This is a genomic window from Hymenobacter endophyticus, assembly GCF_032464715.1.
GTDB classification, from domain to species: domain Bacteria; phylum Bacteroidota; class Bacteroidia; order Cytophagales; family Hymenobacteraceae; genus Hymenobacter; species Hymenobacter endophyticus.
On record NZ_JAWDJT010000012.1, the window covers coordinates 154,484 to 168,812 of the forward strand.

Consider the following 14,329-nt stretch of genomic DNA (forward strand, 5'->3'; position numbering starts at 1 on the left):
AACAGTGAGAGCATGTAGCTCAAAAAGGTACACCTAAGTGAGCCGGCCCGAAGTGGGGTAAGCTCACGGGAAAATAACGGCTCATTAAGTCGGCTCACGTTGTTATCTTCGTGAGCCGTACTTAATGAGCCAATTCTTATGATTTTCGGATACGCCCGGGTCTCTGCCAAGGATCAGAACCTCGATACCCAATATGAGCAGCTGAAGGCTGCAGGTTGCGACCAGGTCTTTCAGGAGAAGATCAGCGGCACCAAAAGCAGCCGCCCCATGCTCGACTTGATGGTTGAGGGGTTGCGGCCTGGTGACACGGTAATGGTAGCCCGGCTAAACCGACTCGGCCGCAGCACGCGCCATGTGCTGGAGCTGATTGCCCGGTTTGCTGAGTTGCAGGTGCGCTTCGTGTCGCTCGACCTGGGAGTCGACACGGCCACGCCCGCCGGCAAGATGATGGTCGGCGTGTTTGCCGTACTGGCCGAGTATGACCGGGAGATAAACCGGGAGCGGCAGGACCACGGACGTGAACTGGCCAAAGCTGCCGGCACCCATATGGGCCGCCGGGCCGGCCTCGACCCGAAGCGACTGGAGCAGGTGAGTATGGCCATGAAGTCCGGGCACACCAGTGCCGGTGCCATTACCAAACTTACCGGCCTACCTCTGGCCACGGTGAAGCGCTATAAAAAAGTCGTCGAGAGTAAGGATTAGTGTCCTTTTTGCCGGCTGGGCTGAGGGGTTGATTTGGGTTCATTTCACACCTACCCCAATCAACCCCTCAGCCTATGAGACATTACCTTGTGCTGCTACTTGGCAGCTTCGCCCTGTTACTGGCCACTGCGTGCAGCCGGCCGGCCCCGCCCGCGCTGCAGCCTGCGCCGGCTGAGTACTGCTACCAGCAGCGCCGGTGCGCGCCAGTGGAGGACGCCGCTAGTGCTCCTACCCTGCAGCAAGTCCGCATCAGCCACGTGGCCACGCCTACGTCGGGAGGGGAGGTGCCGCGTCCCAGGTTCTACACCCGGTGGCGAAGAGTGCATGGGCGCTGGTATCATTTTACCTACCGGCTGTAGGTCAGCCTAAAAGTCCGGCATCTTGGCCAGCTGCTCATCGTCATCGAACATACCCAGCCGGCGCAGGTAAGTCGCCGTGATGCCGGCGTGGGCGTGCCGGCAGTGGCGGCGCACCAGCTCAATATCCTTGGTGGCTAGGTACAGGTTGATGGCCCCCGTGTGCTTGTAGCCATACACGGTATGCTCCCCGTCGTTCAGGCCCACGGCCGTCAGCACTTTGCGGTGGCGCTTGGCAAACCAGTTCTTGCCCACCGGCACCGGCCCGGGCTTGTGCTCCTTGGTGAACACGTACGCGTCGAGCGGATAGGTGCGCAGGCCGGCCTTCTCAATCAGGGCTTCGAGCTGGCGCACGATGGCCACGTGCTCGGCCTTGCCGTTCTTGGCCCGGGCGGCCGGGACCAGCACCGTGCGCGGCTTGAGGTCCCGCACGCGCAGCAGGCGCAGCTCACTGCCACTGCGGATGAAGCCGTAGTAAATGAAGCTTATATATAAGAGGAGTTGCTCGTCGCCGCGCGCGCGGATTTCCGCCGTGATGGCCTGCCGCTCTGGCTCCGTGTAGGGCACATGAATAGGGGAGGCCTCCACCTTGCGCAGCTCGGTGGGGGCGCAGGGGTTGCGTAGCAGGACTTCCTGCTTGACCAGGTAGTTGAAGGACGCGTTGAGGCTGTTGCGATAGTTGTTGTAGGTTTTAGCCTCGATGCCGCGCTTGCTTTGCTGGTCCAGAAAGTTGGTGACGTGGGCCAGGGAGAGAAATTTGAGCGGTAGGGTGGCAAACGGCGGGTACTCGCGAATGCGGCGCAGAGCCACGTTGTAGAACGCGGGGCCCACGCCGGCCGACTTCTTGCGCTCTACAACCCATTCGATGGCTTCGCGCACGGTGGCCTTTTTAGGGTCGATGCCCATGGATACGGCGGGCGTCTCACCGGCCGTGTAGCCTTCCTCGAGCAGCCGCCGGATTTCGGCCAGCTTCTCCTTGCACACCCGCCGCCGCTCCCGCAGCGTGGTGTACTTATTCATACCCGTGTATTGCTTGCGGACGAATTCCTGCTTGTCCGTATTCCAGATCCGGTAGTCGATATACCACCGCTTGGACATGTCCCCATCCGCATCAAATAATCGGGGCTCGTACTCGGGGGCGTACATGGAGGTGTGATAAAATTGTGATAAAAAACTAACAAGCACAAAAAAACGGCCTTTCCGCAATGGAAAGGCCGTTTTTGTAAGTAGCGGGGACGAGAGTTGAACGAATCCCCGACGCCGGCAAAGTTGCTGTATACGTCGATACAGTAGCCCACATCGGCCACCAGCACAAACAGCGGGCGGGGCTCGTCGGCCGGCAGGGCACGCACGTAGCCCAGGGCCTGCTGGCGGGCGGCCTGCATCATTTCGGCCCACTTGGCAGAGCCGCGTACGGCGTGGCCTTTGCGGCGCTTACTGGGCTCTAATCCCAACTCGGCGCGTTGCTGCTTCTGCTGCTGATCGGCGGTGTCGGTGCCCTGTTTGGTTTCCAATACAAAGCAGCCGCGCTTATACAGGTCAATCCGGCCGGTGCTTTTCTTGGGGCCGTCGTTGAACTGTACCGCCCGTTCCAGCACGTACTGATCCTGGGTAGGGTCGTCGGTGGTGGGGTCGGGGCGCGGTACCTCCAGCAGGTCACAAAGGTCTTGCAGAAACAGGCCGTAGTTGGCCCGCTCCGCACCGCCGGCAGGCTTCCAACGGGCTTCAAAGTCAGAGTATGTCACGAATAGCTATTTTCAGGGAATATGCAGCAAATTAGCACGCAGCGGCCGACAATGCCTGCCCGGTTCCGCTGATCGGTTCTGTCCGGAGCATGCGGCTTTTAGTTAATGAGCAATAAATCCTCTAACCGGGTCGTAAACGCCGGGCTGCGCCATTGGCTTTTACTCTGCCATGGCGCTCCTTCGCCCCCGGACGGTACGGCGCAGCCAACGGTGACTTTCCCCCGGCCAAACCGGGCATTCACCTGGTCGAGGCATTGCATCAGCTCCGGCCGGCCCTTCGGTGTCGGGCCTGGCTCCGGGGCAAACAGCTGCAACTGCCGGGGCCGCTCCCGGGACTCCAGCCCGTCGAGCACTACCCCGGCCTTGGTGTAAGCGTTACCTGGCTCCCATAAGCGCCCGAACAACTGACGGCCGTAGTGCAGCAGCTGGAGCGTGTCGGCCGTTGGACCCATCGGCAGGGTCAGGGTCGCGGTTCGGCCCGCCGGGCCCTGTAATTGCGGATCAAACCGGTTTTTACTCAGGTAGATGCTCAGGATATGGGCCTCATCACCCTGGGCGCGGAGCTTCTCGGCCGCTTTGATCAGGTAGGTACTAACGGCTCCCCAAACCGCATCAAAGAGCTGCAGCGGCTGCCCGAAGGTGCGCGAATAGCTCAGGCTCTGCCGGCGTAGCGTACCATCCTCACTGGGTAGCAATCCCTGGCAGGGTTGGCCGCGCAACTCCTGCACCAACCGCCACCCGACAACGCCGCCCAGATGCTTCCGCGCCCAGGCTTCCCCCACGCCGGCCAGCTGCCAGGCCGTGGCCACGCCCTTCTGCTGCAGGGCCAGCGCGTACTGCCGCCCCACACCCCACACATCTTCTACCAGTAAGGCCCGCAGGGCTCGTTCCCGCCGGCTCTCCGTATCGAGCACCAGCACCCCCTGCAGCTCGGGGTATTTCTTGGCCAGCCGGTTGGCGGCTTTCGCCAGCGTCTTGGTAGGCGCTACCCCCACACACGTCGGCAAGCCGGTGCAGGCCAGCACGTCGCGTTTCGCATCCCGTCCTATTCCGCCCGGCGCCTGGATGTACCGCTCCATGCCGTGCAGGTCCAAAAATGCCTCGTCGATGGAGTAGATTTCAATCGGCGCGTGCGCGGCCAGCCGCCGCATCATCCGGCCACTCATGTCGCCATACAGAGCGTAATTCGAGCTGAGGGCCTGGCCCTGCCGGTGCCGCAATAGCTCGCGGATCTCGAAGTAAGGTACTCCCCGCCTGATGCCGTACGCCTTGGCCTCGGCCGAAAGACTCACCACCGAGCCATCATTGTTGCTCAGGATTACAACGGGTACGCCTTCCAGTCGGGGTTGAAAGACCCGCTCGCAGGAAACGTAGAAGTTGGTACCATCAACCAGCGCGAACATGGGCAGTCGGGAAGAAAGGTGAAAAAAAATGCCGCGTCAGCGGGAAATCCTACTGCGTCCGGCGTGATAGGGGCATGATGCCTCTTTTCTTATTCCCTGGTGCGCAGCAGCGCCGTGAGCTTTCCTGGAATCAGCTCGTGCACGACGTGGGTGACGACGCCCCAGATGCGCAGATTTTCCGGCTCGGTGATTTCGTAGGGCTCATAGGCCGGGTTCTCCGGCTTCAGCCACCAGCTGCCGCCTTGGCGCACCAGACGCTTGACGGTGCATTCTCCCTCGATGACGGCGACCACAATATGGTTATGGTCCGCCTCCAGGTGCTTATCGACGGCCAGCAGGTCGCCGGCGTGGATCTCGGCCCCGCTCATACTCTCCCCGCTTACCCGCACCAGGTACGTGGCCTCGGGGTGACGAAACAGCATGCGGTTGAGGTCGAACAATTCCGCCACGTCTTCAGACGCCGGCGACGGAAAACCGGCCGGTACCAACGAGCTGAAAAGCGGAATCCAGTGCGTAGTGGTGGGTTCAGGAACGGGGATGAGCGAGACGGTGACCATGGGCGGTACTACGGGCAAAAGCCCAACTTAACTAAAAATTATAGCAAAGCTATATCCTGGCTAATGAAACTGGGCAAACCCATGTTTGAAAATAAAATGGCCGGCCACCACTAACGTCCCCTATTTACTCGTGTTCGTGTCCGCACAACCAACCTTACTGCCTTGCTCATTTCCGCTCTCATGGCATCTACTCCTACTCATTTCTCGCGCCATTGGCCTACTTGGCTGCTGCCAGGTGCTACCCTATGCTCCGCTCTAACCAAGCTACCGCTTTCCTGTATTTTGCTAGCTGCCCCGGATTGGATGGTCGTGAGCCTACTCCTGCTCTCAGCCCTGGCACTGCTGCTGCGCTACTTGCCCGAGAATATGCGCGCCTGGGGCGAAATGCACCGGAACATCTGCCAGGGCGAAGCGCTGATACTCCGCGCGGGAGAGACTTCCCCCCCCACTGCCCAGAAAAGGCTTCAGTCCAGAAAGCGTCGTTGAAGAAGGTAGCCTCGCGCTCTATTGGCCAATCACACCGTAAGCTTCGCCCTCATAAGGTAAAAAGGGACCTTTTGTCCGCTTGATCTTACTGAGCCCTAACAGGTCGGGTAGTGCAACCCGCCCTTCGTACAACCCATTTTCCAGAGCTGCTAGAATATGCTGCAGAGCGCCCACAATCAACTGAGCCTGGCTTACCTGCTTACTGGTTGTGCGGCGCTGCAGCACCTGTAATAGTGCCCCCAACGGAATATCCCCGAACCGGCCTTCCGGCTCCCATACGTCGGCTAAACTGGCCAGACACTTCGGAAGACGGGTTGCGGTATCCCAGGAAGTGAGCTTGTCAAAGGTGAAGTGAACCACGGGCGGGCGGCGTACCCCCTCGACGCTGCTCCGGCCGGTTGCCGGTTCCTCTAGTGGCCGCAGTATCAGGAGCACTTCCAGCGCACGCCATGAAGTAGTGCGAATAAATGCGCCCTCCAGATACGTGGCAAATGCACCGGGTTCATCCCACCCGTAACGCCGCGCAGCCAGGTCTGCCGGCAGGCACACGGACCGGATCAATCCCCAATGCAGATACACACAGTCCCCTGGAAGCTGGATGCTGTGCCAGAGCATATCAGCTATGACGTTAAGCGGTAACGGGTGCGGTTGGTGCTTATCCATGATTACTACCTGGGAATTATTCCGGCAGAACTCCAGCATCATCCGCAGTAGCAACACCTCGTCTTCCAGGGCTGGGTGGGTAGCGGCCTCCAAGGGCCACCCGGAATTAGTTGCCTGAATGGCCGCCCTCAACTCGTTGGTAGGATCAGCAAACTTGTCAAAATCTGCCTTGCGCAACTGATGTAGGATTTTTTCCACGTTGGCATATTCAGCCAACAGTCGTTCCGGGAAATACGCAGAAGTAACGGAGTAAGCCATTCAGTTACAGTTTACGACCTGCCCGCAAGGCCGCGGCCCGCTCCACGCGCACCGGGTCCCGCTTAACATGGAAACGGAAAAGGGCGTCTTCGAATATATACAATTTCACTGTTTTTCCTGGTCGCTCACCACCCTGAAAGAATATACTTGGGTCTGGTTATCGGTGAAAAGATGGAACATCGTAGCATCCCACGCTGACAACCCGGAGCTTTGAAGAAAAACACTCTGTATGAGCCTCCATCTTCGCCTAAAGCACCTGCGCGGACTGCGCAAGCTCAATCATCAGCAAATGGCCGACCGTCTGCACATCTGCCGCTCCGCCTACACCAAGATGGAAGCCAACACGGCCAGCATCAGGCTGGAGCAACTGCATCGTATCGCGGCTGTGCTGGAAGTATCGCCGGCATTGCTGGCGTCTGCCCAGGCCTCCTCCAGTGACTCTCAGACCTGGAACGATTTTGATTTAATGTTGGAAACGGCTTTCTATCACCTGAGCCAGAAGTTCACCGTTGTTCCCTACGATGAGCTTACCGAGCAGCAGCTCTCCCTGGTCACCAGTAAGGGCTTTGGTAGCCGTGAGGCCTACGAAGACACCCCACTGAACGGCCGTCTGTATACGTATGGGCCACGGCAAGCTATTGACGAGTTATTCCGTGGACTGAGCTTCGCTACGCTATTCGAGTATCAATTGATTCAGAACCCTACCTGGCTCACTCGCTGGCAGCGACACCAGACAGCACCAGCTCGTGCAAAGCTTGCTTCTGCTTTACCGCCAGAGCTTCAGGCATTACTCGTGGACGAGCCGGAAGTAGATGAAACTGATTATCTGGTCGTATTGCTGATAACCTTAACCATGCCCGATGGCAGTGAACAGCATGTGGAGCTGGCTCACCGGGATATTCCCGATGGCATGGATGAACAGCAGGCGCTGGAGCAGCTCATTACTTCACGCGGTGCCTCGGATGGGGAGATTATGGCCTTTACTTTCGATGGCTACACGACATACGAAGAAATCGTTACGGACATTTACGCATCCTGATTGCTACGGCCTTTAAGGCAGACGTCCACTGACTTTAGGATGTCTTACTTCAACAAATACCCTCCTCACAGTTCGCCTCTTCTTCATGCCCGTTACAACCGAAACATCTAAGTTGGTAAAGTTTTACGGCGATACCCGCGCTACAGAAGCTTTTTTGCGGACCCACCACGTCTACTACTACCGCCAGACCGGCAACCATTGTTTGGTTGCCGAGCAGCTTCCGGGACAGGAACCCCGTGTTTACCTGCTCGGCTACGGGGATGATCTTCGCCTATTGCCCACGGCCGAGCTTGCCACTGCATTCCGGATAAACGATACATCGGCTGCCTCCCTGCAGAAGTTTCCACTTGCCACTTATTCGCGATACGATCAAGAGCCCGTAGCAGGAAGCCTAGTATTCAGACTCTTTTCATCCGAATCCTACGATACCATCTCTTATCATGCGCATACGACAGCTCTCGATGCTGGTGCTACTAACGCGACGGCTCGCTGGTTTTCCGACTTTGTGGACTTTGCCTTCGCTGGTTTATCCATGAGGGCTTACGATTACCAGGTGCAGCTAACGGACGAAGGGATGTTGCTGACCAGCAGCGAGGATAAAACCTTTCCTGATACCCCGAAGCGTCAGCTGCGCAAACTGCAGAATCTTCACTTGCTGGAGTTTGCGCCCGTGCGCGGCTTGCCGTCGGTCCGGATAAAATTCAACCGCAGTAAGCTGAATGGATTCCGCGCAGAGCTATTACCCGATTTTCTGCAGACCGTTTTCTACTAACCGAACCATCTGTTCCTGCCGGCACTGCTAGCAGGAACAGATGGGCTGTGTGGTCGCTATTCATCATCAAACAGATCGGTATCTTCTTCATCGTCCAGTTGCTCCAGCACCTCGTCTATCTGACTACGGATACTTAGTAACTGCTCACGGATACTGACCCGTGCGGCAGGTCTGCGCCGGGTCACCTGGCTCCGGAAATACTCTTCCTCCATTTCTCTCTCCATTCGCCGATGTGCCACGTTATACGTGTGTAGGTCAGGCAACGGGCCACGAAACCAGCTAGCCTCTTCTTCTTCGCAGTAATGGTAGGTAATACGGTTCGGGTAGCGACTCCCGTCGCCGAAAGTAACGGGTCCCTTCCAGTCAGCTATGACATCCGGGGCCGGTTTATCGAGAAAACGCTGGATTTCTTCCAGCTTGCTCTTAGCCCTTTCTGTCGCATCAACAAGTTGCTGACTATGTTTTTCAAAATTGCCAGGGCCGGTGCCTCGCAAAAGCGACAAAAACTCACTCCAGTTGAGCCGTTCGAGTAAAGCTTCCGCCTCCTGTTGCCAAGCCCAGGCTTCAACCAAAGGAATGCCCTGCGTATCGTCTAGCCGATAAAGCCCATCAAGCAACTGCTGAACGGCTCCACTGCCTCGGTGCCACAGTTTGGTAGCCTGTAACTTTCGCTCCTCAATCGCCTCGTAGTCGTCGTATCGATAATTTTCCAGATGAGGTACTGAGAATTGTACTCCTTTGCTAAGTTGACTTACTAGACTGGGATACGTGGTGGGATGGATCAACCACGTCCTGCGCGGCTTTCCCGCCTCCTGCACTACAAATTGTGCCCGTCGACTCCACTTTTGCTGCCCATTCAATTCGTACCAAACGACCAGCCACCAGCGACCGGTCAAGTCAGTCTGCTTTAACACATCCGCTACTTGCGTCTTGTTGAGAACGGCGTTTTCTGTCATTTAGTAAAGATATACTTCAAGGCCCTCAGAAATTAAAATAAGAAACTTCAAACTAAACCTACTATAAAGCATACCTGCGACTGCGCCTTCTTCGAGTTCAAGAACTTGGTTACGCTGGTCTTGATCTGCTCAACGAGCACAGCATTTCAGCAGCCAGTTGTTGATCTATTTCAACATGAGTTAACCGTGGTTTACTTATTGTGGCCCCAAATTTTATAGCACTATGCATACTATCTATTGTCCTATCTTCGTTGCCAAGCCTCCTATTAGTTCCGGCGAATTATTTCTCTTCATTTATTGACAATTGCAAAATGACTACTCTTTCTCCATTGCCCGCCTTCGTGGATTTACTGGTTGAGGGCGTTGAGTTCGTGAACGAGTTTGATGGCTACACCGTGCTCAAACGGAGCGGCAACAGCGTGTTTGAGTACGATACGCGCTGGCCGGAATCCGTGACGGAAACACCCTATGAGTCGCCTCAGGCGGCGGAAACAGCGGCCTGGAAGCTGTGTAAGCTGGCGCACCTCTGGGTTACGGCCACTCGCCCTGCAGACCCTATGAACCAACCGCCAGCTGCTGCCGCCGTGCCTCAACCAGATACTGCTGGCCAACCGCCTTTCTGGCCAACCAGAACGTAAGTATGGGTTACCATTACGCGAAAGAGCCACTTCCCTTTATCGGGAAGTGGCTCTTTCGGTTATTGCTGGCAAGCGCCAGGTCAAGGCTTGTTGTCAGTTTTCTTCGCTTCTACTCGGTGACCAGGTGCTCATCTTCTGACTGGTTCATAGGGGAGAAGTAATAGACCCAAACTGCCATTACTCCACCTACTCCTATCGCAAATAAGATACTGGGCAAGAAGCCGATTAGGCAGAATATGATGAGGCCAGTTCCGACTATTGCAGCCAACCCGGCATCCAAAGCAGTCAACCTAGCTCCTTTGAATCCGGTAATTACTGCAGCTATTCTGCAGATAGCCACCGATAGCGCGAATTCCCAGAACAGTATGAGCAGAAAAAATGGATCAGCCAGGTTTCGCCCGATTGCCGCCCATTGTTCTGGTGTTTTACCTAACCGCAACACTTTGGTGATAAAGTAGTCGGGGTTCGCCACGTATAACTGGATCAATCGACCAAGTGTGATTAGAACGAGCAGCACGACAAAGATCTCATAGACTTGTCGTTGCTTTCGAGTGGCTGCGAATTTCATGGCTTTAAGAATGAGGCGTTTTACAATGAAATTAAAAGTTAATCAATATATCATTTAAAAGCATCTTTGCCTACAACCCCAGCTTCTTGCCGGCATTGTGCTGGGTAACATTATCGAGGCGGGTGTAGCGCCGGATCATGGCCGGCGTCTTGTGCTTGGTCTGGTTCATCACTTCGCTGTCCTCGGCCCCGTTGAGCTTGGCCACCGTCACAAACGAAGCCCGCAAGGAGTGCGCCGAGTACGTTTCTCCCAGCCAGGCCTGCACGATTTTGTTGATGGCCGTGGGGTGCAGCCGGCGCTGGGTCAGCGTGTGACTGCCCCGCCCGCCCAGCCGGAACGAGCGGAATACCGGGCCGGTCTCCTGGCCCTGGCCCCGCAGGTAGTCTACCCACTGCTGCAGCGTGCGCAGCGGGCAGGTTTCCATATCGGGCGAATAGAAGATGGCCTTTTCCTCCGCTTCCCCGGTCTGGTTGGTTTTGCTGCGCTTCAGCTGCACAATCAGCTCGCCCGCAGTAAACTGCAGATCGTCCAGGTCCAGGTTGCTCAGCTCCTGGCGGCGGAATGCCCCGGCAAAGCCCAGTAGCAGCAACGCCCGGTCGCGCAGTCCCTTGGGCTTGCTGGTGTCGATGCTGCGAACAACGCGCTTGAACTCCTGCAGCGGGAACGCGTCGGCCTGCTTCTGCCGGCTGCCTTTCTCCCGCAGGATGCCTTTCAGCAAATCCTTCAGCTGCTGGGCCGGGGTCGGGGAAGGAAGGTTCTGCAGGTAATGATACTTGTTGATGCTGGCCAGGTGCCGCTGCACGGTGGCCACCTTTTTGCCCTCTTCCGCCAAGTAGGTAACAAAGGCTGCGACCGTCACCACGTCGGCCGGCAGCGGCTGCCGGCCAAATTCCACGCAAAACGCGGTGAACCGCTTCCAGTCGCCGGCATAGGCCCGGCTGGTCGCGTCGGCACCCTCGCGGCCTTTCTTCACATACCGACTGGCCGGCTCCGCGAACTGCTCGATGGACGACTTGGCCAGCTCGTCGGCGCCTCCCGGTAGAATGATCAGCTCCTGGCTCATGGGGATTAGGGGTTTCGGATGGTGGGGAACGTGTTGTCTGTTCAGCAAGCTACCAGGCCCCTCGACGAAGAAACGGAGAAACGAAAAAAGCGCGTCATCCACTTCGCGTGATTCTTCCTGATCGCGTGTGGCATTTTACCTGGTAGACTAGCACAAAGGTACCGGTCGGCATGCGGATAGTACACTCGTTAAGTAACGATTATCGAGTGTACTATCTGAAAAATTATACGTATATTTGATTCGTTCAAAAACTGCCGCTTGGTTATATTTTCTGTGGCAAAAAGACTATTCAGCCCACTTGCCAACTTTTTCCGTTCTTTCCGGCACCATCCCACGCTGTTATGAATCCTACCCGTACTCCGATGGACAAGCAGCTGCTTGCCCTCTTCATCCTGCTGCTGGCCGGCGTCGTGTTCGTGCTGCTCGGTGACCAGTTGCCCGCCTGGCAGAAAGCCGCCCTGCTGCTGGTCGCCCTGCTCGGGGCGAAGCCCCTGGCCGAAGGCCTGCTGCGCTACGTGTGGCTGGCCGGGCTGGGGGTATTCGCCCTGGTGCTGGTGCTGGAAGTAGCCCAGCAACTTTTGTAACCTATACCTTATTATATAGTGTACCCAAAAAGACCGATGGAACTACCTTCCCCGGTTTTCATTCTTTCCTTCATTATCCCGACCTCCATGAGTCAACCAGTTGATTACCGTCAGAAAAAAATGCAGGAATGGCTGGAGCTGGAACGGCAATACAGTGAAATCGGAGCCGCCATCCAGCCACACCTGCGCAAAATGGATGATGACTCGGTCAGCGACACGGATTGGGACCGGGCCGCCCGAGCCATTGACCGGCTGTACGCTGCTGCAAAACACGTCAGTGAGCGTAAAACGGAAGTGGCGAACACCATTGCCAGTTTTACTGCTCCCCGTCCTGGTCGGTAAGGTCCTTCCTTTCAAGAACCTAACGGCTTTCCTCCAAAGCCCGTATATTCAGGCGACTACTTCGGTAAAGCATTACTCCATGTACTTCTAACTACCTTTTACATGCGCTTTTCCGAATTTTCCTCCCTGGATCAACAGGCTATGTCGGTCCTTCTGATGCTGGTCGTCGTCGCGGTGCTGGCCAGCAACCCCACCATGCACCCCGGCCTGCAGGCCACCATCATGGGAGCTGCCTTATGGCTGGCGCGACCAATTGCTCAGGGTGTACTGCACTATCTGCGCCTCGCCGGGCTGGTACTCTGTGCTTTACTGGTCGTACTCACCGGTGTCGAACTGGTGGGCTAATGGCTTGTCTGGATTCTTGCCCTCGCACGAGTCGCCGCGGTTTATTGAACCCATCTTCCTATCATTGCCCGTCGGCTTATCCAACCCATTCCGTTCACCTTTACCGCTTGCTACGTATTCATGAAGAAGATTCTCCTGCTACCATTCCTTTGCGGCTGGTGCTCCGCTTTTGCCCAGGGCCCTAACTGTACGACGCTCGCCACGGAAAATGCAGCCCTCAAAGACAAAATTGCCGGCTACGAAGCCCGGCTTGGTATCAGCGCAAACGGGGTTACTGTTGTTGACGGCGACCCATTGATCAAAGTCAGGTTCGTTTCCTGCAAAGCCAGCAAGGCTACCAAGCGGGCAGTGCTGACGTATCAGCTTCTCAACTCCGGGGAACCCCTGAATGTGCAGATCCAGACGCTCAACACCCAGGATACCCCCAGCCAGGTGATTGACGAGCAAGGCCAGACGTACTTGGCCGACTCAGACAACTACCCCGCCGTCGGTAAGCAGCTGCAGAGCATCGTACCGGCCAACGTTCCCTTCAACGGTACCTTGCCCTTTCTGGATGTGCCAACGACCACTACCCGCCTTAATTCGGTGGTACTCTCTTTTATCAAAACACCGGCAAACGGCGGTAAGCAGCAGTATTTTAAGACGATACTTCGCAATTTGCCCGTTACGTGGGGACCATAGTCTGCCGGCAGGTTACGGATTACCAAAAAGGGCCGGGGAAAATCCCCGGCCCTTTTACGTAGCAGCATGAGCGATATTCCAAGTGGTGTATCAGCTCAAGTTTTCTTAACAGTCAAATGTCATCTAAAATTCGTTTTAAACTAATTTTTATATCATCTTTTTATTCCTCCACCTGATCGGAAGCCTTATCGAGTTCCGGGCGGGCCAGCTGAAGCAACTCTTCCATCGTGGTTCCGCTGATCGTGGCCAGCCGGGCCAGTTCGCCCAGCGTCAGCGTTGCCGGCTCCTGCAGGCGGCGCTGAAACGTGGGGTTCGTGATGCCCAGGGCGCGGTGCACGCTCCGGCTCGGGCCAATCTGCCGGATGAAATCAGCCAGGCCCGCGCAGTTGGCGGGGTCAACGTCTGTACGGATGGCTTGGGCCTTGGGGCCGGGTTTGCTGGTGGAATCAGGTGTAGCCGGTTTCTTGGTCATGTTCAAAATGGAAAGTGGGAACACCATAATAGTACATACGGAAGCAGGCAGAAAATTGCTACCTACGCTACCTTCGCCTTTGTTAGGTGATAAGGATAGCACCCAGCCCTTGGCTGGGTGTTATATGACAACTTATAAAAGAAGAATCCCTTTTCCCATGCAGAAGATTCAAGAAATGGATACCTGGACCTATATGTTCGGCGCATTTGGCCCTACTATGCTGGTGCTCGCCCAGTTTCTTCTGTTCCTGGTGCCGACTATCCTTATCTACCTCTTTCTTCGCCGGCACCGTTTCCACTCTGCGCACCACCGCTCCACGAAACTACAGAGCTGAATACCGCACTTGCATACGAAAGCCCGGAATCGTGCTGATTTCGGGCTTTCTCACTGACTTCTATTTTCGCTCTACACTTCCTTGCAGGTATGAGCTACCGCTCTACGTTGCCAAAACGGGACAGCACTTCCCCATAATAGTACATTCAATATACATTGATATCTGAGTGCCACCGGTATCTTGAAGCATGGGTTGCAACAGGTTTGAAATGGTTGCAGTCTATCGCCCGGCTTTTGGCCGGGTGAGGTGGTCTAGGCATGACGGACAGAAGAAGGACGTATATTTCTTCTGTCATGGCAGCAAAAACCAGCGGGGCGTCGCCCGATAAACGGCGCAAGTACGACGAGGCGTTTAAGGCGGAGGCC

General features: G+C 56.3%; 17 protein-coding genes. 9 read left to right on the forward strand and 8 right to left on the reverse strand.

Annotation, left to right across the window (positions count from 1 at the left end):
* Positions 1–138: 138 nt before the first annotated feature.
* On the forward strand, positions 139–702 hold the full coding sequence (locus tag ROI90_RS17080) for a recombinase family protein (protein WP_315999571.1): 564 nt from the start codon (positions 139–141) through the stop codon (positions 700–702).
* 74 nt (positions 703–776) lie between these two features.
* Positions 777–1,061, forward strand: coding sequence for a hypothetical protein (locus ROI90_RS17085; RefSeq protein WP_315999572.1), 285 nt, complete (start codon positions 777–779; stop codon positions 1,059–1,061).
* Positions 1,062–2,074: 1,013 nt separating this feature from the next.
* On the opposite strand, the gene ROI90_RS17090 is transcribed toward ROI90_RS17085, so the two are convergent.
* From ROI90_RS17090 to ROI90_RS17105, 4 genes are all read right to left on the reverse strand, one after another.
* Complete coding sequence (locus ROI90_RS17090) at positions 2,075–2,803, reverse strand: type IIL restriction-modification enzyme MmeI (protein ID WP_315999573.1); 729 nt, start codon at positions 2,801–2,803, stop codon at positions 2,075–2,077.
* A 98-nt stretch (positions 2,804–2,901) separates the two neighbouring features.
* On the reverse strand, positions 2,902–4,206 hold the full coding sequence (locus tag ROI90_RS17095) for a Y-family DNA polymerase (protein ID WP_315999574.1): 1,305 nt from the start codon (positions 4,204–4,206) through the stop codon (positions 2,902–2,904).
* Positions 4,207–4,295: 89 nt separating this feature from the next.
* Positions 4,296–4,763, reverse strand: coding sequence for a LexA family protein (locus ROI90_RS17100; protein ID WP_315999575.1), 468 nt, complete (start codon positions 4,761–4,763; stop codon positions 4,296–4,298).
* A 504-nt stretch (positions 4,764–5,267) separates the two neighbouring features.
* A complete protein-coding gene (locus tag ROI90_RS17105; protein WP_315999576.1) occupies positions 5,268–6,128 on the reverse strand; it encodes a hypothetical protein in 861 nt (286 codons plus the stop codon).
* A gap of 271 nt (positions 6,129–6,399) precedes the next feature.
* Here ROI90_RS17105 and ROI90_RS17110 point away from each other — a divergent pair, with 271 nt between their 5' ends.
* Together ROI90_RS17110 and ROI90_RS17115 are read left to right on the forward strand one after the other, a co-directional pair.
* The gene (locus ROI90_RS17110; protein ID WP_315999577.1) at positions 6,400–7,209 is read left to right on the forward strand and encodes a helix-turn-helix domain-containing protein; all 810 of its coding nucleotides are present in this window, start codon (positions 6,400–6,402) and stop codon (positions 7,207–7,209) included.
* A gap of 85 nt (positions 7,210–7,294) precedes the next feature.
* Entirely contained in the window at positions 7,295–7,981 is a 687-nt protein-coding gene (locus ROI90_RS17115) for a hypothetical protein (protein ID WP_315999578.1), read from the forward strand.
* Between the two features lie 56 nt (positions 7,982–8,037).
* On the opposite strand, the gene ROI90_RS17120 is transcribed toward ROI90_RS17115, so the two are convergent.
* Complete coding sequence (locus ROI90_RS17120) at positions 8,038–8,937, reverse strand: hypothetical protein (protein WP_315999579.1); 900 nt, start codon at positions 8,935–8,937, stop codon at positions 8,038–8,040.
* Between the two features lie 311 nt (positions 8,938–9,248).
* Here ROI90_RS17120 and ROI90_RS17125 point away from each other — a divergent pair, with 311 nt between their 5' ends.
* Positions 9,249–9,575, forward strand: coding sequence for a hypothetical protein (locus tag ROI90_RS17125; RefSeq protein WP_315999580.1), 327 nt, complete (start codon positions 9,249–9,251; stop codon positions 9,573–9,575).
* A 109-nt stretch (positions 9,576–9,684) separates the two neighbouring features.
* Here the strand turns inward: ROI90_RS17125 and ROI90_RS17130 are convergent, their stop codons facing one another.
* Both ROI90_RS17130 and ROI90_RS17135 read right to left on the reverse strand, forming a co-directional pair.
* Positions 9,685–10,143 carry a hypothetical protein gene (locus tag ROI90_RS17130; RefSeq protein WP_315999581.1) on the reverse strand — a complete coding sequence of 153 codons (459 nt, stop codon included), beginning with the start codon at positions 10,141–10,143 and terminating at the stop codon, positions 9,685–9,687.
* A 70-nt stretch (positions 10,144–10,213) separates the two neighbouring features.
* Entirely contained in the window at positions 10,214–11,206 is a 993-nt protein-coding gene (locus ROI90_RS17135; protein WP_315999582.1) for a tyrosine-type recombinase/integrase, read from the reverse strand.
* A 341-nt stretch (positions 11,207–11,547) separates the two neighbouring features.
* On the opposite strand from ROI90_RS17135, the gene ROI90_RS17140 reads away from it, so the two are divergent.
* The 4 genes from ROI90_RS17140 (at position 11,548) to ROI90_RS17155 (ending at position 13,158) form a co-directional block, all read left to right on the forward strand.
* Positions 11,548–11,790: a hypothetical protein gene (locus tag ROI90_RS17140; RefSeq protein ID WP_315999583.1), complete on the forward strand. Its 243-nt coding sequence runs from the start codon at positions 11,548–11,550 to the stop codon at positions 11,788–11,790.
* Positions 11,791–11,877: 87 nt separating this feature from the next.
* Positions 11,878–12,132 (forward strand): hypothetical protein, encoded by a 255-nt coding sequence (locus ROI90_RS17145; RefSeq protein ID WP_315999584.1) that lies wholly within the window; start codon positions 11,878–11,880, stop codon positions 12,130–12,132.
* Positions 12,133–12,234: 102 nt separating this feature from the next.
* Positions 12,235–12,477, forward strand: a complete 243-nt coding sequence (locus tag ROI90_RS17150) for a hypothetical protein (protein ID WP_315999585.1) — start codon at positions 12,235–12,237, stop codon at positions 12,475–12,477.
* 120 nt (positions 12,478–12,597) lie between these two features.
* Positions 12,598–13,158, forward strand: coding sequence for a hypothetical protein (locus tag ROI90_RS17155; RefSeq protein ID WP_315999586.1), 561 nt, complete (start codon positions 12,598–12,600; stop codon positions 13,156–13,158).
* Positions 13,159–13,318: 160 nt separating this feature from the next.
* On the opposite strand, the gene ROI90_RS17160 is transcribed toward ROI90_RS17155, so the two are convergent.
* Entirely contained in the window at positions 13,319–13,630 is a 312-nt protein-coding gene (locus ROI90_RS17160) for a helix-turn-helix domain-containing protein (protein ID WP_315999587.1), read from the reverse strand.
* Between the last annotated feature and the right edge of the window lie 699 nt (positions 13,631–14,329).